A 25,708-nucleotide genomic window follows, 5' to 3' on the forward strand; every position below is an offset into this window, starting at 1 on the left:
CACAACAAAGGCGCTTCTATTGAAGCAGTGTCTTCACCAGAGCGCTGGCTTTGGTGAAGTCCATCTGGCCTGCATAGCGTTCTTTCAATGCGGCCATGACCTTGCCCATATCGCGAAGGCCCTGCGCACCGATATCTGCAATAACCGTTTCACAAGCCGTCTTGATCTCATCATCGCTCATCTGCGTTGGCAGGAAATCATTGAGGATCGCAATTTCCTGACGTTCGCCTTCAGCGAGCTCAATACGATTGCCTTCTTCATAGATGCGCGCGGATTCTTCGCGCTGCTTGACCATCTTTCCGAGAATGCCAAGCAGTTCCTCGTCGCCAACCGGATCTTTGCCAGCGCCGCGATTAGCAATGTCACGGTCCTTAACCGCAGCCATAATCAGACGCAGTGTCGACAAGCGCAGCTTATCCTGTGCCTTCATTGCATTGGTAAGTGCCTGAGAAATCTCCTGGCGAAGCATAACGTCTCTCCTGACGGTTAGGTAAGAAATATAGCTATACAGCAATGCTGCATATCCGCCGAGCTGTCGAAACCATCATCCCACAAGTAAAAACTCGGCAATTATCGCCGATATTACCGGAAACAATGGATCAAGACGATTGACCCCGCGCCCAACTTTCTCTATTGCTCGAGGCTTAGCAGGACATCGGCATGTGCTCACGGCGGAAGGTTTTTAACCCCGCTGCTTTTTGGCGCGTATATGGCTCTAAAAGTTCCAGTTTTCAAGCAGCCTCTCAACTGGCTGGCTGAAAACAGGCGCATGTCGCATACTGATAAACTCGAAACGTGCGCCAGACGGCAGCCGCGAAACCACACAGGAGTGCACCTATGACCGAAGCCACATCGAAAACCGCACCCTGGACGACGACCAAGCGAACCGCCATTCTGGTTCTGGCAGACGGAACCGTTATCGAAGGTCAGGGCCTTGGCGCAACCGGCGCGATTGAAGCAGAAGTGGTCTTCAACACCGCCCTCACCGGTTATGAAGAAATCCTGACCGATCCATCCTATGCCGGACAGATCGTGACCTTCACCTTCCCGCATATCGGCAATGTCGGTGCGAATGCTGAAGACATCGAAGACCTGACGCCAGCCAATCGCTACGGCGCAGTCGGCGCGATCTTCAAGGCAGACATCACAACGCCTTCGAACTTCCGTTCATCGGAAGACCTCAACACCTGGCTCAAAAACCGCGGCGTCATCGCGCTCGCCGGCATCGATACCCGCGCCCTCACATCGCTGATCCGTGAGCGCGGCGCGCAGAATGCCGTCATCGCACATGATCCTGAAGGTAAGTTCGACATCGACGCTCTCAAGGCCCGCGCTGCAAACTGGAGCGGTCTGGAAAATCTCGATCTGGCAAAGGATGTCACCATCGGTCAGAGCCTGACCTGGGACCAGACCCCGTGGACACTGGGCGAAGGCTATAGCGAACAGGCCGACAACCAGTATCATGTCGTAGCACTCGACTTCGGCGTGAAGCGTAACATTCTGCGTCTGCTTTCCGGCCTCGGCGCGAAGGTCACGGTTCTGCCTGCAACCGCTACTGCAGAAGATGTACTGGCCTATAATCCAGACGGCATCTTCCTTTCGAACGGTCCTGGCGATCCGGCTGCCACCGGTGAATATGCTGTGCCAACGATCCAGAAGCTGGTTGATAGCGAACTGCCTGTTTTCGGCATCTGCCTTGGACACCAGATGCTGGCACTGGCACTCGGCGCTAAAACCGAGAAGATGCATCAGGGCCATCACGGCGCAAACCATCCGGTCAAGGATTACACCACCGGTAAGGTTGAGATTGTTTCGATGAACCACGGCTTCGCGGTCGATTCCGACAGCCTGCCAGACCATGTAGAAGAAACGCATGTATCGCTGTTCGACGGCACCAATTGCGGCCTGCGCGTCATCGGCAAGCCGGTGTTCTCCGTACAGCACCATCCGGAAGCTTCTCCCGGCCCGCAGGATAGCCACTATCTCTTCCGTCGCTTCATCAATCTGATCCGCGAAAAGAAGGGCGAAGCTCTTCTGCCAGAACGCGAAGAGGCTGCGTGAATCAACGCTCTAGATTTACTATTTAAAACTCTGTTAAGAAAAGAAAAAGCCGGGATTTGATCCCGGCTTTTTTCGTTGTTTATATCGGCTTAAGCGATCAAACATCGCCGCTAAAAGTATCGCAGGATTCGATCTTGCCGCTCTGAAAACCGCGCTGGAACCACTTGGCGCGCTGTGCAGACGTTCCGTGATTGAAGCTTTCAGGAACGACGTAGCCCTGGCTGCGCTTTTGCAGCGTATCGTCACCAATCTGGTGCGCAGCATTGATCGCTTCTTCAAGATCGCCAGCTTCCAGAATGCCCTTCTGGTTTGTGTAATATCCCCAGACGCCAGCAAAACAATCGGCCTGCAATTCGACGCGAACTGACATCTGGTTGGCCTGAGCCTGACTCATCTGCTGACGCATCTGGTTGAAGCGCGGCAGGATGCCGAGCAGATTCTGAACATGGTGGCCGACCTCATGCGCAATAACATAGGCATTGGCGAAATCACCCGATGCACCGAACTTAGTGGCCAGTTCATTGAAGAAAGTCAGATCGATATAAAGCTTACGATCACCGGGGCAGTAGAATGGCCCCGAAGCCGCCGAAGCCATACCGCAGGCTGAACGAACACCGTCTGAGAATAAAACCATCGTCGGCGGTGTGTATGTCTGCCCGCGCGACTGGAAAATTCCGCTCCATGTATCTTCGGTTTCAGCGAGAATGGTGCGAGCAAATTGTGTCGCCTCGTCATTGGCGACCTTGCCGCCCTCAGCGGGCGTGCGACCACTGCTCTGCTGCGTCTGCGTGGACTGGATACTGCCATCACCAAACAGGAATGGCAGTGGATCAATGCCAATTGCACGCAACACGAAGAACATCACAACGAGAATGAGAATACCGGAAATGCCGCCGCCGCGAACGATGCGAAAGCCCGGTCCGCCGCCCATGCCGCCACCGCGACCAAAGCCGCCGCCGAGGCCGCCACTTTGTTGTCCACGCACATCCTCAACATTATCGCTTTGTCTACGGCCTTGCCAACGCATGGACCAACTCCCCTTCACCGTGCCAGCCGTTAAGAAGGCAGCACCAATCTGTTGCAAGCAATTGTCGCACAAACAGTTGGCGCGGCAACAGAAAAAGTAAATGAGCGAGGATCACAAACAAACACGTATCTGCAACAAACGCACCAATGAGTGGTTGCAATCTCGACGCTTGTTTGTGATTTTCCGTAAATGCCCGCATTTTCTTTTAAATAAGGGCATTTGTGGGGTTCCGCTTTGGGTCATCATTGCCTATAAGGCCAGCTTAGCCCACAGAATTTCTCTCTGCCAACCCGCCGGTAAACCGTGCGGGCTTTTCTGGCAGGCTAAGAACAAGGAAAACGCCCCCATGCCGAAACGTACAGATATCAAATCGATCCTGATTATCGGCGCGGGCCCCATTGTTATCGGCCAGGCTTGCGAGTTCGATTATTCCGGCACGCAGGCCTGTAAAGCGTTGAAAGAGGAAGGCTACCGCATCATCCTCGTCAACTCCAATCCAGCTACGATCATGACCGATCCTGATCTGGCGGACGCGACCTATATCGAACCAATCACGCCTGAAGTCGTCGCCAAGATCATTGCCAAGGAACGTCCTGACGCACTGCTGCCAACCATGGGCGGTCAGACCGCGCTGAACACTGCATTGTCGCTCCGCCGCATGGGCGTTCTTGAGCGCTACAATGTTGAGATGATCGGCGCACATGCAGAAGCCATCGACAAGGCAGAAGACCGCGCCCTTTTCCGCGAAGCAATGGAAAAGATCGGTCTCGACACGCCAGAATCGCGACTGGCCAATGCGACCGAAATTAAGGACGAAGACCGCAAGCGTCACGAAGCCAAGCGCGCTGAAGTGAAGTCGCAGTATTCTGGCGATGATCTCGACAAGGCGCTCGACAAGCTGGAAACCGAATGGCAGCTGGGCGAAGTTGAACGCAAGCAGCGCTACATGAGCCACGCGCTTGCAAAGGCTGCGCAGGCACTCGACGTGGTCGGCCTGCCTGCCATTATCCGCCCAAGCTTCACGCTCGGCGGCACCGGCGGCGGCATCGCTTATAACCGTCAGGAATTTTTTGAGATCATCGAACGTGGTCTGGATGCATCGCCAACCACTGAAGTTCTGATCGAAGAGTCGGTTCTGGGCTGGAAAGAATATGAAATGGAAGTCGTCCGCGACAAGGCGGATAACTGCATCATCATCTGCTCGATCGAAAACCTCGATCCTATGGGCGTCCATACCGGCGACTCGATCACCGTTGCGCCAGCGCTGACGCTGACCGACAAAGAATACCAGATCATGCGTAACGCCTCGATTGCGGTGCTGCGCGAGATCGGCGTTGAAACCGGTGGCTCCAACGTACAGTTCGCGATCAACCCGGCCAATGGCCGCATGATCGTGATTGAAATGAACCCGCGCGTGTCGCGCTCTTCGGCTCTCGCTTCCAAGGCAACCGGCTTCCCAATTGCCAAGGTCGCGGCCAAGCTTGCTGTCGGCTACACGCTGGACGAACTCGACAACGACATCACCGGCGGCGCGACACCTGCATCGTTCGAACCATCGATCGACTATGTCGTCACCAAAATCCCGCGCTTTGCATTCGAAAAATTCCCGGGCTCTTCGCCAATCCTGACCACCGCAATGAAGTCGGTCGGCGAAGTTATGGCCATTGGCCGTACTTTCCAGGAAAGCTTGCAGAAGGCGCTTCGCGGCCTCGAAACCGGCCTGACAGGTCTTGATGAAATCGCCATTCCAAATATTGAAGAAGGCGATGAAAAGAACGCGATCCGCGCCGCCATCGGCACGCCTACGCCAGACCGTCTGCGCATGGTCGCTCAGGCAATGCGCCTTGGTTTGACGACCGAGCAGGTTCACGATGCGTCCAAGATCGATCCTTGGTTCCTCGAACAAATCGAAGCCATTGTGAAGACCGAAGAGCGTGTTCGCGAACACGGTCTGCCACAGGATGCAGAAAACCTGCGTATGCTGAAAGCCATGGGCTTCTCCGATGCGCGCCTCGCCAGCCTGACGGGAAAGGACGCAGAGGATATCGCAAAACTGCGCGGTGAACTTGATGTGCATCCGGTTTACAAGCGCATCGATACCTGCGCTGCAGAATTCGCTTCGCCAACCGCCTACATGTACTCGACCTATGAAACGCCATTCGTCGGTCAGCCTCGCTCCGAGGCACAGGTTTCGGATCGCAAGAAGGTCGTCATTCTCGGCGGTGGTCCAAACCGCATCGGTCAGGGCATCGAATTCGATTATTGCTGCTGTCATGCCGCTTTCGCACTCGGCGATGCCGATTACGAAGCCATCATGATCAACTGCAACCCGGAAACAGTTTCGACCGATTACGACACGTCCGACCGCCTCTACTTTGAACCGCTTACAGCTGAAGATGTGTTGGAAATCCTGCGCGTAGAGCAGGAAAAGGGCACATTGCATGGCGTGATCGTACAGTTTGGTGGCCAGACCCCGCTCAAGCTTGCAAATGCACTGGAAAAGGCAGGCATTCCGATCCTCGGCACTTCGCCTGACGCGATTGATCTTGCAGAAGACCGCGACCGCTTCCAGAAGCTGCTCATCAAGCTCGGTCTCAATCAGCCAAAGAACGGCATTGCCTATTCGGTTGAACAGGCACGCCTGATCGCAGCAGACCTTGGTTTCCCGCTGGTTGTTCGTCCGTCCTATGTTCTGGGTGGCCGCGCCATGCAGATCATCCATGATGAACGCAGCCTGCAGGCCTATCTGCTCGATACCGTTCCGGAACTGGTCCCTGAAGACATCAAGGCCAAGTATCCAAACGACAAGACTGGTCAGATCAACACGCTGCTCGGCAAGAACCCGCTCCTGTTCGATACCTATCTTACACAGGCCATCGAAGTGGACGTCGACTGCCTTTGCGACGGCAAGACCAGCTTCGTTTCCGGCATCATGGAGCATATCGAAGAAGCTGGTATTCACTCGGGCGACAGCGCCTGCTCGCTGCCAGTTCATTCGCTCTCCGCTGAAACCGTTGCTGAGCTGGAACGTCAGACCGAAGCTCTTGCCAAGGCACTCAATGTCGGCGGCCTGATGAACGTCCAGTTCGCGATCAAGGACGGCGAAATCTTCATTCTTGAAGTGAACCCGCGCGCTTCGCGTACGGTTCCGTTCGTTGCCAAGACCATCGGCACGCCGATTGCCAAGGTTGCGGCCCGCATCATGGCTGGCGAAAGCCTTGAAGAAGCGCTCGGCGCGTATGGCGGCAAGCCGCAGGCTCCTTCACGCCCGCACATCGCGGTCAAAGAAGCCGTGTTCCCATTTGCACGCTTCCCGGGCGTCGATACGCTGCTCGGACCTGAAATGCGTTCGACCGGTGAAGTCATGGGCCTCGACTACGACTACGCACTGGCCTTCGCCAAGGCGCAGCTCGGCGCAGGCGTTGAACTGCCGCGCGAAGGAACGGTCTTCGTCTCAGTTCGCGATGAAGACAAGGAACGCGTACTGGGTGCAGTCCGCAAGCTTGCAAGCATCGGCTTCAAGGTAATGGCAACCGGCGGAACACAGCAGTTCCTCGTCGCCAATGGCGTGGAAGCAACCAAGATCAACAAGGTCATAGAAGGCCGTCCGCACGTTGAAGACGCGATCCGCAACCGTCAGATCCATCTGGTCTTCAACACGACCGACAGCGCAAGCGCTGTTTCGGACAGCAAGTCGATCCGCCGTGCAACACTGATGCAGAAGCTGCCTTACTACACCACCATGGCTGGTGCTGAGGCAGCGGCAGAAGCTATTGCAGCGCTTAAGGCCGGGTCGATGGAAGTCCGTCCGCTGCAGGATTACTTCCGCGATTAATTAAACTGAGAGACACGAAAAAGGCCGCAGATGAGAATCTGCGGCCTTTTTCTTTGGTAGCAGCCACCAATATCACGAACTCGACAATGCTCTATCTGTTTGTTTTTGCGCGCATCTTGCACTGAAAACCGCTTCGCACTTTTCTAGATAAGCTCTAGGGTCTGCGGGGAATTAGGTTTCGGGCGTGGCGTGCGACGGATTTTGTTCCTGAACAGGAGAAAAGACCGCCGTAGCTAATTCCCCACAGACCCTAGACCGTTGCTTCTGTTTGATGCGGCAGGCGAAGTGGATCAGCCTGCAAGTCCATCTCAAGATGGAGTTGGCGTGTGAACAAGCCATTATGCCCAAGACCTTTGCCGATATGAATGACGGATGCATCTTTTAATGGGCCGGTCAAAATTGCATAGGCGCGTTTGCGCGCTTCTTCATCCATACCGTCCAATGTGCCATCAATCACGATCCAGCTTGGATTTTGCAGAACAAGCCGCGCGAGTGCCAGGCTTTGCTGCTCGTCATCAGTGAGCGTCCTATCCCAACGCAACGTACGATCAATCTGTGGCTCCAGACGCTCCAGCCCCGCGAATTTCAGCACTTCCGCGACCTGATTTTTAGAGAAATCGGCAGCATTCAGTGGATATACAACGGCGTCATGCAGGTTGCCGGGTGGGATATAGGGAGCATGAGGGATAAACACCACGCGGTCACCAGCGGGCAGACCGATGCGTCCGCTTCCCCACGGCCACAAACCACCAAGAGCACGGAAGAACCGGCTGCGCTCGGTTTCAGTTGCCCCTGTCACAAACAGACGTTCGCCGGGGTTGATCGCTACTTGCTTCTCAACAAGATTGAGGCATCCATCAGGCACCGCAATCGACAAACCATCGATGGTCAAACGCTCGTCTTCGTTCGTTTCGAGCGTGATCTGGCGATCAATATGGCCGATATCATCCATTCGCAAGATGGCCTGACGGAAGCTTGCAACGCGCAAAAGCGTTGCACGCCAGTCTGCAATCGCGCCGAAATTATCGACGAACCAGCGCAGAGAATTATGTACCTGCGTGAAGGCACCCACAGCCATCATAAGGCCACCGAAGGTCAGCCCACCGGAAAAATAGACCGGTGCAGCGACAAGAATCGGCGCAATAATCGTGAACCAGCCATAGCCAGCAGTTACCCATGTGAGGTTCGTTGTCGCAATGACGATCCTCTTGATCGCGCTCAAAACGGCATCGAGATCGCGATCCAGCCTGCGGCGCTCATCAGCTTCACCGCGTGCGAGTGTTACGGCATCGATATGCTCGTTAACCCGCATCAGCGAGAAGCGGAAATCAGCCTCGCGCGCATAGCGATTGGCATTGTGATTGACGAGACTGCGACCGACGAACCACGAAAGCAGCGACGCAGAGCCCGCATAAAAAACAGCCGCCCAGACCATGTAACCGGGAATAGAAAAACTATAACCCCAGACATGGAAGACAAAGCCGCTTGAAAGCGACCATAAGACGCCGACGAAACTCACCAGAATGACTGTCGACTGCAGCAGATTGATGCCGAGATCGCTCGTCGTTTCGGCCAGATGGCGCGCATCTTCCTGCAAGCGCTGATCGGGATTGATGCCAATTTCGCCGGCCTTTGCCAGTCGAAACGCCCTCCCCGGCTGCAACCACTGACCAACCAGATCGCGCGCCAACCCATCTCGCAGCTTCAGCTTGAACATCTGGTTCAGCCAGGTCTGTGACACATTGAGGAGCAGAACTGAGCCCGCAATCGCCAAGAAAATTAATAGCTGATGGAAGAACGCACTCAGATTGCGGTCCGATAGCGCATTATAGAAAGGGACGTTCCAGCGGTTGATTGCAACCTGCCCGATAGCGATGAGAACGATCAGCACAAAGATACCCGTTCCCAAGGCGATCAGCTGATTGCGAACGGGAGACACCCAGAACGCGCTCATCATCATGCGAACTTGCGAGAAAAGATCGCTGCCGTCCTGCTTGCTCTTATCCGGATGACGACGAGGCGGGCGAGTAGCCCTATGCGGCTTATCCTGCTTTGATTTGGACACCACGTCTTTCCTCATCGGGCTTGTGTTTGGCAGATGCAAAACTTTGCTAGTGGATTGAATTTGACGTTTGAATTCCGGCTGACACTTATGTTGTTTCAAACGTCAAATTCGAAAAATCCACTAGATAGAAATACTTACTAGTGGTTCTTTTAAATTCCAACATTTGCTCAGCACATGAAACGAGGGAAGCAAATGTTGGAATCAGACCACTAGTAAATATAGGCGTAAATACCAAAGGTCATGGGATTGTTCTTAAACAATTCCGGCCTCACTCTGTAGCAACATTTTGGAACTTTTGTGTGAGAACCAGGCCGCTCACTTTATCGGATGCTTGCACCTGCTTATCCAGCTGACAGCATTATAAAATGCGTCCCAGTTTGAGGAATAAAACCATCTCTTTTCATCTCTTCCAGGTGCATTTGGCAGACGTTAGCGATCACATCTGGATCGGAATATGAAAAAGCATTTCAAAAATAGGCCTTTAGAGATATCAAAGCCTGTCTTGTATTGGTCAAATTTGTCGCATATAGTCGGGCAATCGATTTTTCGGTCAAGTGACTTTGCGACCCGCCCGGCCTGCCGTGCTTCCTGACGATCTCCTGTCCATAAATTCGATCCACAGGGACGTGTGCGAAGCATACGGACTACACGACTACTAATGTTACAAAGGAATTTCCCATGGCTACGGGAACTGTTAAGTGGTTCAACACGACCAAGGGCTTCGGCTTCATTCAGCCTGATCAGGGCGGCACGGACGTATTCGTTCACATTTCCGCTGTTCAGCGCGCTGGTCTGGCCACGCTCGATGAAGGCCAGAAGGTTACGTACGAAATCGTACAGGACCGTCGTTCGGGCCGTTCGTCTGCCGACAACCTCGTCGCAGCATAATTTTTGCCGCAAGGCAGAGGAAAGGCGGGACTTGTCCCGCCTTTTTTATTTGTCCGATTTCTTATTCGATAATATTCAGACTTTTATCAGCGCACTCGCTCCCAGCATAAGAGCCGCGACCAACGCTGCTACGGTGCGAACATGGTTCCAAAGAGTCCAGTCGCGCACATAAGCGATCCAGACATCCGCTGATGCAGCAGCATTAGCATCCATGACAGCAAGCTGATCATTCAGCGGCACATTCAGAATCATGGTTACGCCAATGGTGCCGATCAGATAGATGCCAGCACCGATCATCGTCCACTTCGACAGGCTGCCAAAACCCATCAGCCCCAGCGCAATTATCGCCAGACAGAGCAATGCCGTTCCGAAAAAGACAGCAAAAAATGTACCATTAATCACTGTTATGTTGATCGACTGCATTGCCGATATGCCTGCATTTGCCGGAATGCGTGCGAGAGCAGCCATCACAAAGCTTGAGAACGCATAGAAAATACCGCCTGTAATCGCACTACCCCATGCCGTCAGCAGCACAAGCAGTTGAAAACTCATCGTCATGATCCTTCCTTCCAAGCGCCTTCTTCAGCGGCCTTGCGGGCAAAATCTGCAAAGCGGCGAGGCTTTCGACCCAGAGCTTCCTCGACGCCCTTCGCCACTTTGGCGTTACGACCATCAAAAAGCTCAGTGAAAAGATAGCGCAGAAGCGCAATGGCATCTTCAGGCAGCGCCTGTTCGCGCAACGCCACTTCATAATCAGCAAACGAAGCAGAATAGAACGACAGTTCCCTCCCCGTAGCGCTTGCAAGCTCGTTCACTGCATCGTTAAAACTCAGCAGTTCCGGGCCTGTTAGCTCATAGAGGCGATTGCGGTGGCTCGATTGCGTCAGGGCTGCAACCGCCACATCAGCAATATCGTCGGCATCGATGAACGGCTCTTTTGTCTGCCCGACCGGTAACGTCAGCGAACCCGATACCAGCTCATCCCGCATGTAATTCTCACTGAAGTTCTGCATGAACCAGCTTGCGCGCAGCACGGTCCACCTGCTCTGCAGCTTCGGCCTCCTCCTCACCTCGTCCGGAAAGAAGCACGACATGCTTCACACCAGCCATCTTCGCGGCCATCAGAAATGCGCGGATTGCATCTACTGCACCCGGCAAAGCCAGATCCGGCTGATATGTGACATAGGCACGTGTGACACCTTCAAGCGCCGCAGCCCAACTGGATTGACTATTCCAGTCAAAGGCAATTTCCGTGCTTCGCGATACGGCACGAACAGACAGGCCCTTTTCCCGTAATTTCTCCGCAACGCGCCTGCCAGTTTTGCCGGTCGCACCGATCACCAGATAAAGATCATTCAAGTCCGTATTCATTTTCCATCTCCCAAAATATGAGCACCCCTCATATTTGCAATATGTGAGCAATCCTCATATTCTGTCAAGAGCGGATAATGTGAGTCGGTCATGAAGCAGAATTCGGGTACGGAAACAGAAGTAATCGGTGCGGCAATCCTGCGGCGCACGCCCAGTCAGAGCCGGGCACAGGAAAAAATCCGCCGCATAGCGGAATGCGCGACCGCGCTGATCGCCACAAAGGGCAGCGACAGTCTGAAGATGAGCGAAATTGCCCAGCAGGCCGGCATTTCGATCGGTGCGCTCTATCAGTATTTTCCCGATAAAAGCGCCTTGATCCGGTATCTGTTTGAAAGCTGTAACGCGCAATCGCGTCAGTGCATCGAAGATGGACTTGCCGCAGCAAATTCAAGCGACGAATTGATTGCTGCATTTAACGCCTTGATTGACGAATATCTGGCTTTGATGCGGCTGGAACCGGCAATGCGCGATATATGGTCGGCCACGCAGACCGATAAATCCCTGTCGAAGCTGGAGATTGCCGAAAGCCGCCAGAATGGCAAACTGCTAGCGGATACAATCCGTCGGATCGCACCCGATAAAGACACCGCCCAGCTGGACGAAACCGCTTTTCTGCTGATGCATTTTGGCGAATCCACCATGCGCATCGCCGTCGAGGTTGCGGAGGATGAATGTCATGCGCTGATTAAGGCTTACAAAGTCATGGCCACGCGCAGCTTGCGTGACCTCATGGGCCATTAAAGCATTTCCAGCAAAACTGCGAAGCGATGTTGCGTAGGGATAATACGTAAAACAAAAAGATGAAGCGGTTCCAACAATTTAATATTAACTGGAACCGCTCTGAACCTTAAGGCAGCCAGTCCATCGAAACATGCCCTTCATCGGCTGCTACGCGCTTAAGCCACGCATTCACTGCCGGATAGCGATCCATATTGAAGCCGCCCCGATGCGCCTCATGCGTATAAGCATAAAGAGCAATATCAGCCACCGTCAGACTGTCACCTGCCAGGAAAGGTGTCTTCTTCAATTGCTCTTCCATAACGCCGAGCGCCTTGTCGCCACCGGCAAGCGTCGATGCCAGACGTTCAGGCGTCGCGTCACGGGCGCGCTCCGGATAGACCATCAAGGCACGGCGCACAGCGACATAGGGCTCATGGCTATATTGCTCGAAGAATAGCCACTGATACACCAACGCCCGTTCATAAGCGTCTTTCGGCAGATAGGGCGTCCCTTCAGCCAGATGAAGAAGCATGGCATTCGATTCGGCAAGGAAGCGGCCATCTTCCAGTTCAAGCAGCGGAACCTTTCCATTCGGGTTTTTCGCCAGATATTCAGGTGTTCGCGTCGAACCGTCGAGGGATGAAACGGTGACGTGCTTGAAAGGCTTACCGAGTTTTGCAAGCAAAAGCCGTGGCTTATAGCAATTTCCGGAATCTGGCTGTGAATAGATCGTGAGCATTTGCGTCTCCTGTACCGGTATAACATGTCCGTCAGACTGAAAGCTGTCCAATCAGTTTCATTGAACGAATATGTGCGGATCTCTGATGGATCAGAACTTTTCAGCAACACAATCGCGCGAGAAACCGGAATTTCTTGCGAAAATGCAAAGCTTTTGTTGCGATTCGTGCGCCGATGCGACATAGAAAGTCCGCAAAACCGGACCGTGCCCGGTGCCGGTTATCTGATCCTGCCATCTATGGAGATCTATCATGGCATTTCTCGCCGACGCCCTTTCTCGTGTAAAGCCATCTGCAACCATCGCGGTCAGCCAGAAAGCACGTGAACTGAAAGCCAAGGGCAAGGACGTGATTGGTCTCGGAGCGGGCGAACCCGATTTCGACACACCAGACAATATCAAGAAGGCTGCCATCGACGCGATCAATCGCGGCGAAACCAAGTACACGCCAGTTGCTGGTATTCCTGAGCTGCGTCAGGCCATCGTTGCTAAGTTCAAGCGCGAAAATGGCCTCGACTATAAGCCGGAACAGGTCATCGTCGGAACCGGCGGCAAGCAAATCCTGTTCAATGCTTTCATGGCGACGCTGAACCCAGGCGATGAAGTGATCGTCCCAGCCCCTTACTGGGTAAGCTACCCGGAAATGGTTGCGATCAACGGTGGCACCCCAGTTTTCATCAACACGAAGATTGAAGACAACTTCAAGCTGACCGCTGCTGATCTCGAAAAAGCGATCACGCCTAAGACCAAGTGGCTGATCTTCAACTCGCCATCCAACCCAACCGGCTCGGCATACAGTGAAGCAGAACTGAAGGCGCTGACCGACGTTCTCGTCCGTCATCCGCAGGTCTGGATCCTCACCGACGACATGTATGAACATCTCGTCTATGGCGATTTCGTCTTCACGACGCCTGCACAGGTTGAACCTTCGCTCTATGATCGTACGCTCACCATGAACGGCGTATCGAAGGCCTATGCAATGACCGGCTGGCGTATTGGTTATGCCGCAGGCCCGCTACAGCTCATCAAGGCTATGGACATGGTGCAGGGTCAGCAGACCTCCGGCGCTTGCTCCATCGCTCAGTGGGCAGCTGTTGAAGCGCTCAACGGCACACAGGACTTCATTCCGGAAAACAAGAAGATCTTCCAGGCTCGCCGCGATCTGGTCGTATCGATGCTCAATCAGGCAACCGGCATTCATTGCCCAACGCCAGAAGGTGCATTCTACGTTTACCCATCCTGTGCAGGCCTGATCGGCAAGAAGACTGAAGCTGGCAAAGTCATCGAAACCGACGAAGACTTCGTAACTGAGCTGCTCGAAGCAGAAGGCGTTGCAGTCGTTCATGGTTCGGCTTTCGGCCTTGGACCAAACTTCCGCATTTCTTATGCGACATCCGACGAACTGCTTGAAGAAGCCTGCTCACGCATTCAGCGCTTCTGCGCAAGCCTGCGTTAAAAGCTAAAAATACAAATGACGAAGGGGCCGAAAGGCCCCTTTTTCGTATCTTCACCTCAAGAGAAAAACCAAGATCTGGCGAAAAGCCAAAAAAAAAGCCAGACAAATGTCTGGCTTTGAGTTTTGAAGGTGCCTTAAAGGCAAACCTCCAGAGGGGAACACTCAGCGCGCGCAAATGGGAGGAGGAAACGCAGCGCTGAGATGACTTATATATGCCTTGTGCTCATTGTTTTTGCAATGCAACTTTAGCGCAATACAGCTATGCGTTTTTTGCATGGCTAGAAAATCAATAAAAAGTCAATATATTCATAGTGTTAGAGATTAACCACTTATCCGACTTTCTTAACTGGCTATTATAGAGCCGCCCAAACAGAAGGCATAGCCGAACAATCACTGCCTCTAAAAATAGCAAATCACTTCCGTAAATCGCAAGCATCCGCCGCTGTCATGAAACTATCATGGCACTGAATCTGACTTGTCACAGAAGAGGCATAGAAGCCCTCGCAAGGCCGCAGCCATCCTTTTTGAATGCCGAAACGGCACATGCTGCAGCGCACCCCTTATCCAACAAGGAGCGCCATCTTGCGTATCGTCCAGATTACCGACACCCATCTCAGCCCGACCAAGTCGCACTTCAACAGCAATTGGGCACCCCTTGTTGCGTGGATTGAAGAACAAAAGCCGGATCTCATCATTCACACCGGCGACCTGACGGTTGACGGTGCAGATATGGAAGCGGATCTCGCTTTCTGCCGCGAACGTATCGCCGAACTTACCGCCCCTGTGCTGAGCCTTCCCGGTAATCACGACATCGGCCACCTGCCCGGCAGCCATCAACCTGTCAACATACAGCGCCTGAAGCGTTGGCGCGATCATTTCGGTCCAGATTACTGGGCTAAAGATCTCGGCGACTGGCGCATCATTGGGCTTAACAGCCTGATTATCGGTGCCGACTCCGCAGAGGAAGAAGAACAGTTCCAATGGCTTGAGGCAGAGCTGAATAACAGCGATGGCAAGCCTGTTGCTATTTTTGCGCATAAGCCGGTTTTCGTCGATCAGCCAGATGAAGGGGACACGGGCTACTGGGGTATTCGACCCGCTCCACGTCAGCGCCTCTACGATCTGTTTGCCGCCAATAATGTAAAGCTTCATGCAAGCGGCCATCTTCACCGCGCATGGGCTGGGGAAGCTTATGGTACAAGCTATATCTGGGCACCGGCAGCAGCATTCATAGTGGGTGCCATGGAACGTGACCTGCCCGGTGAGCGTATTCTGGGAGCAGCTATCCACGACCTCGGCGAAACAGTAAAAAGTGAAATCGTCCGTATTGAAGAGCTTACACCTTACGTCATTGATGATGTTGTGCATGAAGTCTATCCGCATCACACCGGCGATGGTGAGGCGGAAAAGCTTGCTGAGGAGGCTACTCAGTGAGCACGCTTGTCCTTCGCGATATCAGCAAGTCTTACGGCAACAATCAGATCCTTGACGGTATTTCCATTGATGCCGCAGAAGGCGAGTTTATTGCACTCGTGGGTCCGTCAGGTTGTGGCAAGAGCACGTTGCTGCGCATTCTTGCAGGCCTTGATCACGCCGATGAAGGCAGCATTGCCATTGCCGGACGCGATATCACAGGCGCCCATCCTGCTGACCGCAACATGGCGATGGTCTTTCAATCCTATGCACTTTATCCGCATTTAACGGCCGCGCAGAACATCGCGGTTCCTCTTGCCATGCGCGATATGACCACTCTGGAACGCTTTCCACTGGTCGGCGTACTCGTTCCGGGGCAACGCAAGAAGCGAGCAACCATCCAAAAGCAGGTCAAAGCGACAGCGACCAGCCTTAAAATCGATCATCTGCTTGATCGCAAGCCGGGCCAAATGTCGGGTGGCCAGCGCCAGCGTGTTGCGCTTGCCCGTGCTCTTGTCCGTCAGCCCGGCGCGTTTCTAATGGATGAGCCGCTGTCCAACCTCGACGCCAATCTGCGTGTTCACACCCGGGCGGAAATCGTGGAGCTTCATCGCCGCGCCGGTGTGCCGACAATCTATGTAACGCACGATCAGGCTGAAGCGCTGAGCATGGCCGACCGTGTGGCCGTCATGATGGGCGGTAAGTTACTGCAGATTGATACGCCAACTGCGATCTATAATGATCCAAAACATATTGAAGTCGCTCAGTTTATCGGCACACCGCGCATCAATATCCTTGACGCTCTGGTGAGCGACAATGGCATCGTCCATTTTGCTGGCCGCGCGATACTGCAAGGCATCGCTGCACATTCAGGCACGCAAATCCGCGTCGGCATCAGGCCGGAACATTTCCGCATCGTTCCACACGACAGAACCGGTATCACTGCCACGGTTTCGCGGATTGAGTTCCTGGGCTCGGAAGTGTTGATCTATGTAAAAGCTCCCGGCGCGTCACAAGATCTGACGGTCAAGCTTGATCCCGCGAACGCAAAACATATTGCAGCGGGTCTAGCCGTTGGCCTGCATTTTGATGCAGAAAACGCTTATCTTTTTGGTGGCGACGGTCTGCGTCTGCGTCAACCCACAGGAAATGCAATACAACTTGCCCCGCGGGAAAAGGCGCCAGCTCATGTCTGACGCCGCTCTTCCTCACACGGGTTTAACCAACGCTCGCACGGCTGCAGAAAAGGCACGCCGGCGTGAAGAACGCCTTGCCTGGAAGCTTGCGGCACCGGCCATTCTTCTCACAGCACTTTTGATCCTGTTACCGACAGCAGCTGTGATCTTCTGGAGCCTCACCAATTTCGAGTTGGGCTATGATGGCTTTGAATTTATCGGCCTTGATAACTACCGCGAGTTATTCACCGACCGCACGTTTTTGATCTCACTCAAAAACACGGCAGTTTACACAGCCATCGTAGCTCCGGCTTCCGTTTTTCTGGGCCTTGGCGTGGCGCTTCTTATTGAAAGCGAAGTTCGCGGCAAATCATTTTTCCGCACGGTTTACTTCCTTCCTGTCGCTTCGCTTCTCGTCGCCATGGCAACCGTCTGGCAGTATCTACTGCATCCAACGCTTGGTCCGGTAAACGCAATGCTTGGGATGATCGGCATTACCGGTCCCAACTGGCTAGGCTCCAGCGATACCGTGCTCTTTAGCCTTGCACTCATTGGCGTCTGGCAGAGCGTCGGTTTCAACATGGTTCTGTTTCTTGCTGGCCTGACCGCGATACCACGCGAACTTTATTCGGCTGCGGAAGTTGATGGCGTGAAAAGCAGCTGGGAACGGTTTCGTCTGGTCACTTGGCCTCTGCTCGGCCCCACCACGCTGTTTGTAACGACAATCAGCATTATCAATGCAGTCAAAGTCTTTGAGACAGTCAAAACACTGACCGAAGGCGGTCCAAATAAAGCATCCGAAGTGCTGCTCTGGACCATTTATCAGGAAGGCTTTGTCTATCTGCGCGTGGGCTATGCCTCTGCGATGACCGTGATTTTCCTCGCTGTGCTGATCGTTCTGATGATGCTGCAGTTCCGCGTGCTGGACCGTCGTACCCATTATTGAGGAGCCAGAAATGACTTTTGCCCGTTCCTTCCGTCTCGGCTTGCTTTCATTGGGTGCGCTTATTTTTCTGGCACCCTATATCTTCATGCTATCGACGGCCGCCAAATCGCAACAGGATATCTTTTCCTCTTCACTTTCGCTCATTCCGCAAAACTGGGCTCTTTGGGATAACCTCACCAAAGCTTTGACGCGCGTTCCGATGGGACTTCTGCTGTTTAACGGTGTCGTCGTCTGTGGACTGGTTCTCGTCGTACAGGTGGTGATTGCCATACCGTGCGCTTATGCAATGGCAAAGCTGCAGTTTCGCGGTCAGCGCACGATGATGATGCTAGTCATGCTTGGCCTTCTTGTTCCGATCCATGCAACGGCCCTCCCGTTCTATGTCGGCTTCAATCAGCTTGGCGTTCTCAATAGCTACTTCGCACTGAGCGCGCCGTTCTTCATTTCGGTCTTCGGCATTTTCCTGTTTCTACAGTTTTTCCGTGCTCTTCCGGATGACCTCATCAGCGCTGCTCGCCTTGATGGAATGTCCGAAGCAGGCATCGTCATGCGCGTCATTGTTCCAAATGCGTGGCCTGCCATCACCGCTTTCTCGATCTTTTCGGTGGTAGCGCACTGGAACGATCTGTTTTGGCCGCTCATCGTCGTCAATGGCATGGAACGGGCCACACCACCGCTCGGCCTCCTCTATTTCCGCGCAGCAGAAGCTGGCGACGACTATGGCGCACTGATGGCGGCAACGCTCATCATCACCCTGCCGCTTCTCCTCGCATTTCTCGCAGCCCAGCGCCGCTTCATCGAAGGCATTACTTTAACCGGCCTCAAAGGCTGAAATCCTCCCCGCCCTCCCTTATCCTCCCAAGGAGTTAAACCATGAAACGCCTTTCCAGCGCTCTTGCCGCTCTGGCTGTTGCGACCGGCCTCGTCTCTCCGGCTTTCGCAGAAACCACGCTTAACGTGCATTATCCGATGCCCGGCTTCTTTAAAGATGTCATGGCCGACATCTCGAAGAAGTTCATGGAAGAAAATCCAGATATCAAGATCAACTTCGTAAGCCCCTCAGTGACTTATGAAGAAGGCATCCAGACAATCATGCGTCAGGCTGGCACCTCGGAACTGCCAGACATCACCTTCACTGGCTTGAACCGTCTGCGCGTACTGGCTGAACGCAATATCGGCGTCGATATGAAGCCGCTCGTTGATAAGGAAGCAGACCTTGAAGCTCAGGGCTTCACCGATCACCTGCTAAGCCTTGCTCGCGTTGGTGATCGTCAGGTCGGCCTTGCTTTCGCAACGTCAAACCCGATCATGTATTACAATGCCGATCTGGTTAAGGCTGCGGGCGGCAACCCAGATACACCGCCAACCACTTGGGACGAGGTGATCGAGCTCGGCGGCAAAATCAAGGCACTCGGCAACGGCAATGAAGGCATCGACTTCCGCTGGCAGGGTGACGACTGGATGTTCTCAGCGCTGCTTTTCGGCGCGGGCGGCACCATGCTCACTGAAGACGAAAAGAAGGTTGCCTTTAATGGACCGGAAGGCCTTGAAGCCTTCAAACTCGTTGATCGCTTGGTGAAAGAAGGCGGCATGCCAGTTCTGACCAAGGCTGCGGGTGAACAGGCTTTTGCTGCTGGTAAGGTAGGCTTCGCATTCCAGACCACTGGCGCACTGCGCAACACGATCAAGAATGTTGGCGATAAGTTCGATATGCGCACCGCCAAGATTCCACTGCTTAACCCTGAAAAGGGTCGTTTGCCAACGGGTGGTAATGCAGTTGTCATCCTGACCGAAGACCAGGCAAAGCTTGATGCAGCCTGGAAATTTGCCAAATTTGCTGCAGGCCCATACGGCGCATCGGTCGTTGTACCAGGTACCGGCTATGTGCCGAACAATGAACTGGCTGCGAAGTCGGATGAATATCTCGGCAAATTCTATGAAGAAAATCCGCTCTTCAAAGCTGGTCTGAGCCAGATGTCGATCATGATCCCTTGGTATGCATTCCCAGGCTCGAACGGCGTCAAGGTAACACAGACCATTGTCGACAACCTCTCGCGTGTTGTTGAGCAGTCCGCAACGCCTGAAGATGCTCTTGCCGATGCATCGAAAGAAGTTCAGCGTCTGCTGCCACGCAAATAGCTTCACAAAACAAAAAGGCCGCGCGGGATTGTCCAGCGCGGCCTTTTCTTTTCAAAAACGAAGATCAGAAGGTCCAGTTTCTTGCCTTCGAGAACAGGAAATCACGGAAAGCATGAAGCTTGGCAGAATTCTTCAGCGCTTCCGGATAACAGAAGAACGTGTCGAAGGATGGGATTTCCTCAAGCTCAGGCAAAAGCTGAACGAGACCGGATTCCTTGTCCGCCATATAGTCAGGCAACACCGCAATTCCGACACCACGCTGGACCGCACGACGAATGGAAAGCAGATTATTCACCTGCAAAACCGGAATGCGTGAGCTGCCATCGGACCGACCAGCGATCTCGAGCCAGTTCAATCCTGTCAGATAGCTTGGAGCAGGCTCACCGAATGTCACAACCCGATGCTGGTCGATCTCGTCTATGGAATTCAGCTTCCCATATTTCGAGACATAACCCGCAGAGGCATAAACATGCATATGCACGGTGAACAGGCGGCGCTGGATGAGGTCAGGCTGCTGGGGCTGGCGCAAGCGGATTGCGCAATCCGCATGACGCATGGTCAGGTCCAGTTCCTCATTATCGAGGATCAGCTGCAGCTGAATATCCGGGTAAAGCTCGACGAACTCCTGAATGCGCTCGATCAGCCAGCCCGAGCCAAGACCAACCGTCGTGGTCACACGCAGGCGACCCGTCGGCTTTTCCTTGCTTTCCGCAAGTTTGGAGCGGACATTTTCGAGCTTCATCAGCACGTCATGCGCCGTGCGATAGAGCGTTTCGCCTTGTTCCGTCAGAATAAGCCCGCGCGCATGGCGATGAAACAGCGGAACGCCGACATCCTGCTCAAGCGCGCTGACCTGACGCGAAATAGCCGATTGCGACAGATGCAATGTCTGCGCGGCATGGGTAAAGGACCCCGCTTCCGCGGCAGCATGGAATATGCGCAGTTTATCCCAGTCGAGCGGTGCGACCACCTTCTCCCCCTCTCGTTACTCCGCAGCTTCGTGCAGCGGTTCCTGTGCAGCCAACCAGCGCTCTGCTTCCAGAGCAGCCATGCAACCCATACCTGCTGCCGTTACAGCCTGCCGGTAAATATCGTCCGTAACGTCACCGGCGGCAAAAATGCCTGGAACGTCAGTGGCCGTTGAATCAGGCGCAGTCCAAAGATAGCCGTTTGGCTTCTGCTTGAGTTTGCCCTCGAACAAAGAAACAGCAGGTGCGTGGCCAATGGCGATGAAAACGCCATGTACGTCGTGAACAGCCGTTTCGCCCGTGACAACATTCTTGAGGCGCACGCCGGTCACTGTCGCGCCCATCGGCGGCTTGGCCTCGGTGCCGACGATTTCGTCGATGACGCTGTTCCAGACGACCTTAACATTGTCGCGGTTCAGCAGGCGATCCTGCATGATCTTTTCTGCACGGAAGCCTTCGCGGCGATGAACAACGGTTACGCTCTTCGCAATATGCGAAAGGTAAAGTGCTTCCTCGACAGCGGTATTACCGCCACCGACAACCACAACTTCCTTGCCGCGATAGAAGAAACCGTCACAGGTCGCACAAGCTGAAACGCCGCCACCCATGAAGGTCTGTTCGCTCTCAAGCCCCAGCCATTTTGCCTGCGCACCGGTCGCAATGATCAGCGCATCACAGGTGTAAACCGTGCCGGAATCGCCAATCAGGCGGAATGGCCGCGATTTCGTATCGACCTCTGTGATGATGTCATAAAGAATTTCAGCGCCGACATTCTGAGCCTGCGTTGCCATCTGATCCATCATCCATGGACCCTGAACAGGTTCGGCATAGCCCGGATAGTTTTCCACATCGGTGGTGATCATCAGCTGACCACCCTGCTGCAAACCGGTAATGATGATCGGCTTGAGCATGGCGCGCGCTGCATAAATGGCTGCTGTATATCCTGCCGGACCTGAGCCGATGACAATGACGGGCGCGTGACGCTGTGACATGGGTAGTTCTCCGGTCCCAAAAATCGATTTAAATCGCGGACTTCAAGCTTACTAGAATCGCCTTCGCGCTCAGCTCTGCCAATGCCCTGATATTATGGCCAAGGTAGGTCTGCAAACTGGCCATTGCAAGGTTCGACCAGCATTTGAAGCCCGTTAGCCACAGCTTGTGACCTTTCGGCATGGCTATACGTCACACCACATTGCAGCTGGCAATTTCCCGCGTTAAACACACAGGATATGAAGCAGCTTCTAAAAAACGCTGGAGCCGACCGCCATCTATAAGACAGTCGCCAATATCTGTGCGCGTTTCGGCCTTGTTATGGCTGTTGCAATGCTGCTGCCTGCAGCCATCGATCTGCGCGACGGCAGCGATGACTGGCTGATTTTCGTGCGCTCTGCGGCAGCAACCGGCGCGCTATCCGCGCTGATCCTGTTTGCCACACAAAACCAAAACACACGCTTCACACCACGTCTTGGTTTTCTGTTGACTGCCTGCCTTTGGCTCACCGCAAGTTTTCTTGGCTCTATCCCGCTTTATTTTTCACATCTGCCGATCAGCTACGCGACGGCATTCTTTGAGGCCATGTCGGGTGTGACGTCTACAGGAGCTACAGCACTCACAGGCCTTGATGACATGCAGCGCGGTATTCTGCTGTGGCGCTCTCTGCTTTGCTGGATCGGGGGCGTTGGCTTCATCGGCTTGGCCCTCTTAATGCTGCCGTCGTTGCGAGCTGGTGGTCTGGCGCTGTTCCATATGGAAAACTCGGACAAGTCGGAAAAAATTCTGCCGCGCATGAACCAGATCGCGCTTGGCATTATTTTGGCTTATCTCACCCTGACAGCCGCCTGCATGATCGCTTATTTCGCTGTCGGGATGAGCATCTTCGATGCAATCAATCATGGTTTGGCGACGGTTGCGACGGCCGGTTTTTCGACCCATGATAATTCGTTCGGCTTTTATCAAGGCAACCGAATGTTGCTGGTTGTTTCGACAGTTTTCATGGTGCTGTCGGCCCTGCCGTTCGTTTTATACATCAAGGCATTTATGCCACGCCGTACAGAACTGCTGAAAGATCCCCAGGTGAAACTCTTCTTCACCATCGTAATCGGTTTCAGCTTCGTTCTCGCTGTCGTGCTGCGCCTTGGTTCTAACGTTCCATTTGGCGATGCTCTGATTTCAGCTTCGTTCCACTTTGTCTCGGTCATCACAACCACTGGCTTTACAACCGAAGATTACTCACTGTGGGGACCACCCGCGATAGGCATCTTTTTCCTCGCGTCTTTTCTGGGCGGCTGCGCAGGCTCGACGTCCGGCGGCATCAAGATGAACCGTCTCATCATCCTGTGGAGCTTGACACAAGCCAATCTGGCACGCCTCGTCATGCCCCACGCTGTCATCAAAATCCGGTACGGTTCATCAGAAGTGTCTGGCGAGATCGCCCAGAACGTATTGCTCTATCTGTTTCTCTATATCGCATCGCTCATTATCGGCGCGGTTTTGCTCGCTTCACTTGGCCTCGACTTCGTATCGGCCTTCACTGGCGCACTGACCGCATTATCCAATGTTGGCCCCGGATTCGGCGATACAATTGGTCCTGTGGGCAATTTTTCGACGATCCATGACCCCGCACTTTGGGTGCTCTCGTTCCTCATGTTGGTCGGCCGCCTCGAGCTCATAACCATATTTATCCTGTTCACACGTACTTTCTGGATGCGCTAACAACGCTTTAGGCGGTTTACATCCTGTCGTTTCTTTTGGTATGAGCAGGATTAGATTGCGCTATACCAGCGCTGAGTGTTTTATAATTACAACCGACTGAAATATCCTTGCGCGCGGAGTTTTGCATGCCTATCAAGGCTGATCTGGACGATATCGATTGGAAAATCCTTCGGGAGCTCCAGAATGACGGGCGCATCACCAATGTCGAACTCGCTGAACGGGTCGGAATCTCGGCCCCTCCTTGCTTGCGTCGTGTACGCAAACTCGAGGAAAGCGGCGTTATTCGTGGCTATCGCGCAATCCTGAATGGTAATGCGCTCGGCCAGGATCTGGTGGCTTTCTGCTCGGTTGGCTTGCACCGTCAGGCTGATGCCGATCTCAAGGCATTTGCGGAGAAAACGAAGCAGTGGCCTCTGGTACGCCGCGCATGGATGGTTTCTGGCGAATCCGACTTCCTGCTTCATTGCGTTGCACGCGACCTCAACACCTTCCAGACTTTCGTCATTGAAGAGCTGACCGCGGCCCCAAATGTGGATTCAGTACGCACAGCGCTGACAATTCGTCCGGTCAAGGACGAGCCGCTGATGATTCTCTGATAAGATAAGTATTCCATAGGAGAGCGACTGCGTTCCGGCGCAGTCGCTCTTTTTATTTGGAATTAAGTTCAGCTGTTAAAGACACGCTCATAAACGGCGCTGATAGAGTCCGCTTCTTTTTCGAGCGGAAATGCTTCATGCACATGGGCAAGGGCATTTTCACCATGGCGCTGCGCCATAGCCGGATCGGCAAGATATGGCTCAATCGCATCGCGAAGCGCATCGCCATCACCCGCTGCAACAAAGCTGCCTGTGCCATCCACGATCATTTCGGCATAAGCGCCGGCATCACTTGCAACGACCGCAGTTTTTGAAGCCATTGCTTCCAGCGGGGTCAGGCCAAAACCTTCGTTACGCGATGGCGCAACATAAAGCGTCAACCGGCGGTACCAGACACGGATATCTGGCACTTCACCTAAGATAAGAATACGATCCTGAAGACCTGCAGCAGCAATCCGCGCTTTCAGATCATCCTCGAACGACTGATGTTCGGACGTTGTGCGACCGGTAATAATTGCCGTCCATTCCGGATATTTGGGTAAAAGTGCGATCATGGCGTCGACAAAAAGGTCGGTGCCTTTGGAATGACGCACACGCCCAAAACAGCCAACGGCATATTTGCCCGGCAACCCTGATGCGCTGAATGCATCAGCCGCATCGACGGGCGGATGAAAACGCTCAAGATCGACACCATGCATAATCACATCATGCGGCACTTGAAGAAAACTGCCCGACCGGCCACTGGTCGCAATCACCGCATTCATACGACGGATCAGCCATTTGGTGAAAGGCTTGTGGTCACGCTGCGCAGCTGAGGTGAATACCAGTCGAAGCTTCATACGCAGAATATCGCGCATGAAAATACCCGCCAGCATTTCGATGTTGCGGCGTGCATGCCAGATACGAAAACGGCGTTTGGCAGGCTTCTTCCAGAACGAGAAAAGTGCTGACCAGCCCAGATGCGGCAGGCTGTCAGGAAGTCCCGGCCCCATTGTTGCAATGCCCAATCCCTTTGCGCGTTGCAAAGGGATGAGCTGTACGATGGTCGAAGTCACACCCGAAAGGCGGCGCTTGAAGTTCGGCGCTACGACTTCCACCTGTTCAATGGGAACGGGCACGTTCCGACTCAAGCGAACTTGAAGCCGAGAATTTCGTAGGAACGCGAACCGCCGGGTGCATTGACCTCAATGGTATCGCCTTCACCCTTGCCGATCAGCGCACGCGCGATCGGGGAAGAAATCGAAATACGACCTTCCTTCACATTGGCTTCCTGATCGCCAACGATCTGATAGATTTTTTCTTCTTCGGTATCTTCATCAATAAGCGTGACGGTGGCGCCAAACTTGATCTTGTCGCCGGTCAGCTTCGTAACGTCGATAACTTCTGCGCGGCCAACGAGGTCTTCCAATTCGTTGATTCGACCTTCATTGAGGCTCTGCGCTTCTTTTGCTGCATGATATTCGGCATTTTCAGACAGATCGCCATGTGCACGCGCTTCAGCAATTGCCTCAATGATCCGCGGGCGTTCATTTTGCTGACGCGTGCGGAGTTCTTCCTTGAGGTTTTCGAAACCGCGAGGGGTCATTGGGAACTTTTCCAT

The 25,708-nt window shown here is 53.8% G+C and carries 21 protein-coding genes and 1 pseudogene; 12 read left to right on the top strand and 10 right to left on the bottom strand.

Annotation, left to right across the window (positions count from 1 at the left end):
- Nucleotides 1-16 precede the first annotated feature (16 nt).
- A complete protein-coding gene (locus tag KMS41_07365; protein QWK76930.1) occupies nt 17-469 on the bottom strand; it encodes a GatB/YqeY domain-containing protein in 453 nt (150 codons plus the stop codon).
- 368 nt (nt 470-837) lie between these two features.
- Between KMS41_07365 and carA the strand changes: the two genes are divergently transcribed.
- Complete coding sequence (gene carA, locus KMS41_07370; protein ID QWK76931.1) at nt 838-2,061, top strand: glutamine-hydrolyzing carbamoyl-phosphate synthase small subunit; 1,224 nt, start codon at nt 838-840, stop codon at nt 2,059-2,061.
- A gap of 97 nt (nt 2,062-2,158) precedes the next feature.
- Here the strand turns inward: carA and KMS41_07375 are convergent, their stop codons facing one another.
- A complete protein-coding gene (locus KMS41_07375) occupies nt 2,159-3,088 on the bottom strand; it encodes a zinc metallopeptidase (protein ID QWK76932.1) in 930 nt (309 codons plus the stop codon).
- Nucleotides 3,089-3,434: 346 nt separating this feature from the next.
- Here KMS41_07375 and carB point away from each other — a divergent pair, with 346 nt between their 5' ends.
- On the top strand, nt 3,435-6,923 hold the full coding sequence (gene carB, locus KMS41_07380) for a carbamoyl-phosphate synthase large subunit (protein ID QWK76933.1): 3,489 nt from the start codon (nt 3,435-3,437) through the stop codon (nt 6,921-6,923).
- Nucleotides 6,924-7,173: 250 nt separating this feature from the next.
- Here the strand turns inward: carB and KMS41_07385 are convergent, their stop codons facing one another.
- Entirely contained in the window at nt 7,174-8,991 is a 1,818-nt protein-coding gene (locus KMS41_07385; protein QWK76934.1) for an ABC transporter ATP-binding protein/permease, read from the bottom strand.
- A 675-nt stretch (nt 8,992-9,666) separates the two neighbouring features.
- On the opposite strand from KMS41_07385, the gene KMS41_07390 reads away from it, so the two are divergent.
- Entirely contained in the window at nt 9,667-9,876 is a 210-nt protein-coding gene (locus KMS41_07390; protein QWK76935.1) for a cold-shock protein, read from the top strand.
- Nucleotides 9,877-9,951: 75 nt separating this feature from the next.
- Here KMS41_07390 and KMS41_07395 read toward each other — a convergent pair whose 3' ends face one another.
- Both KMS41_07395 and KMS41_07400 read right to left on the bottom strand, forming a co-directional pair.
- A complete protein-coding gene (locus KMS41_07395; protein QWK76936.1) occupies nt 9,952-10,434 on the bottom strand; it encodes a DUF1772 domain-containing protein in 483 nt (160 codons plus the stop codon).
- Nucleotides 10,431-11,247 (bottom strand): annotated as a pseudogene (locus KMS41_07400) (NAD(P)H-binding protein). The gene KMS41_07395 and the pseudogene KMS41_07400 overlap by 4 nt, the downstream one beginning before the upstream one ends.
- Before the next feature lie 90 nt (nt 11,248-11,337).
- Here KMS41_07400 and KMS41_07405 point away from each other — a divergent pair.
- Complete coding sequence (locus KMS41_07405; protein ID QWK76937.1) at nt 11,338-11,988, top strand: TetR family transcriptional regulator; 651 nt, start codon at nt 11,338-11,340, stop codon at nt 11,986-11,988.
- Between the two features lie 106 nt (nt 11,989-12,094).
- Here the strand turns inward: KMS41_07405 and KMS41_07410 are convergent, their stop codons facing one another.
- Nucleotides 12,095-12,706 carry a glutathione S-transferase family protein gene (locus KMS41_07410; GenBank protein ID QWK76938.1) on the bottom strand — a complete coding sequence of 204 codons (612 nt, stop codon included), beginning with the start codon at nt 12,704-12,706 and terminating at the stop codon, nt 12,095-12,097.
- A 250-nt stretch (nt 12,707-12,956) separates the two neighbouring features.
- Between KMS41_07410 and KMS41_07415 the strand changes: the two genes are divergently transcribed.
- From KMS41_07415 to KMS41_07440, 6 genes are all read left to right on the top strand, one after another.
- A complete protein-coding gene (locus KMS41_07415; protein ID QWK76939.1) occupies nt 12,957-14,159 on the top strand; it encodes a pyridoxal phosphate-dependent aminotransferase in 1,203 nt (400 codons plus the stop codon).
- A gap of 582 nt (nt 14,160-14,741) precedes the next feature.
- Nucleotides 14,742-15,593: a metallophosphoesterase gene (locus tag KMS41_07420; protein QWK76940.1), complete on the top strand. Its 852-nt coding sequence runs from the start codon at nt 14,742-14,744 to the stop codon at nt 15,591-15,593.
- Nucleotides 15,590-16,768: an ABC transporter ATP-binding protein gene (locus KMS41_07425; GenBank protein ID QWK76941.1), complete on the top strand. Its 1,179-nt coding sequence runs from the start codon at nt 15,590-15,592 to the stop codon at nt 16,766-16,768. The genes KMS41_07420 and KMS41_07425 overlap by 4 nt, the downstream gene beginning before the upstream one ends.
- The gene (locus tag KMS41_07430) at nt 16,761-17,693 is read left to right on the top strand and encodes a sugar ABC transporter permease (protein ID QWK76942.1); all 933 of its coding nucleotides are present in this window, start codon (nt 16,761-16,763) and stop codon (nt 17,691-17,693) included. The genes KMS41_07425 and KMS41_07430 overlap by 8 nt, the downstream gene beginning before the upstream one ends.
- Before the next feature lie 10 nt (nt 17,694-17,703).
- Complete coding sequence (locus KMS41_07435) at nt 17,704-18,525, top strand: carbohydrate ABC transporter permease (GenBank protein ID QWK76943.1); 822 nt, start codon at nt 17,704-17,706, stop codon at nt 18,523-18,525.
- A gap of 41 nt (nt 18,526-18,566) precedes the next feature.
- On the top strand, nt 18,567-19,832 hold the full coding sequence (locus tag KMS41_07440) for an ABC transporter substrate-binding protein (GenBank protein ID QWK76944.1): 1,266 nt from the start codon (nt 18,567-18,569) through the stop codon (nt 19,830-19,832).
- 64 nt (nt 19,833-19,896) lie between these two features.
- Here the strand turns inward: KMS41_07440 and KMS41_07445 are convergent, their stop codons facing one another.
- Both KMS41_07445 and trxB read right to left on the bottom strand, forming a co-directional pair.
- Entirely contained in the window at nt 19,897-20,802 is a 906-nt protein-coding gene (locus tag KMS41_07445) for a LysR family transcriptional regulator (GenBank protein ID QWK76945.1), read from the bottom strand.
- A 15-nt stretch (nt 20,803-20,817) separates the two neighbouring features.
- Complete coding sequence (trxB, locus tag KMS41_07450) at nt 20,818-21,792, bottom strand: thioredoxin-disulfide reductase (protein ID QWK76946.1); 975 nt, start codon at nt 21,790-21,792, stop codon at nt 20,818-20,820.
- Nucleotides 21,793-22,111: 319 nt separating this feature from the next.
- On the opposite strand from trxB, the gene KMS41_07455 reads away from it, so the two are divergent.
- Both KMS41_07455 and KMS41_07460 read left to right on the top strand, forming a co-directional pair.
- Nucleotides 22,112-23,512: a TrkH family potassium uptake protein gene (locus KMS41_07455; GenBank protein QWK76947.1), complete on the top strand. Its 1,401-nt coding sequence runs from the start codon at nt 22,112-22,114 to the stop codon at nt 23,510-23,512.
- 125 nt (nt 23,513-23,637) lie between these two features.
- Nucleotides 23,638-24,108, top strand: coding sequence for an Lrp/AsnC family transcriptional regulator (locus KMS41_07460; protein QWK76948.1), 471 nt, complete (start codon nt 23,638-23,640; stop codon nt 24,106-24,108).
- Between the two features lie 68 nt (nt 24,109-24,176).
- Here the strand turns inward: KMS41_07460 and KMS41_07465 are convergent, their stop codons facing one another.
- Nucleotides 24,177-25,238 (bottom strand): glycosyltransferase family 4 protein, encoded by a 1,062-nt coding sequence (locus KMS41_07465; protein ID QWK76949.1) that lies wholly within the window; start codon nt 25,236-25,238, stop codon nt 24,177-24,179.
- Nucleotides 25,235-25,708 (bottom strand): transcription elongation factor GreA, encoded by a 474-nt coding sequence (gene greA / locus KMS41_07470; GenBank protein ID QWK76950.1) that lies wholly within the window; start codon nt 25,706-25,708, stop codon nt 25,235-25,237. Before greA ends, KMS41_07465 begins: the two co-directional genes overlap by 4 nt.

The organism is Ochrobactrum sp. BTU1 (assembly GCA_018798825.1).
GTDB lineage: Bacteria > Pseudomonadota > Alphaproteobacteria > Rhizobiales > Rhizobiaceae > Brucella.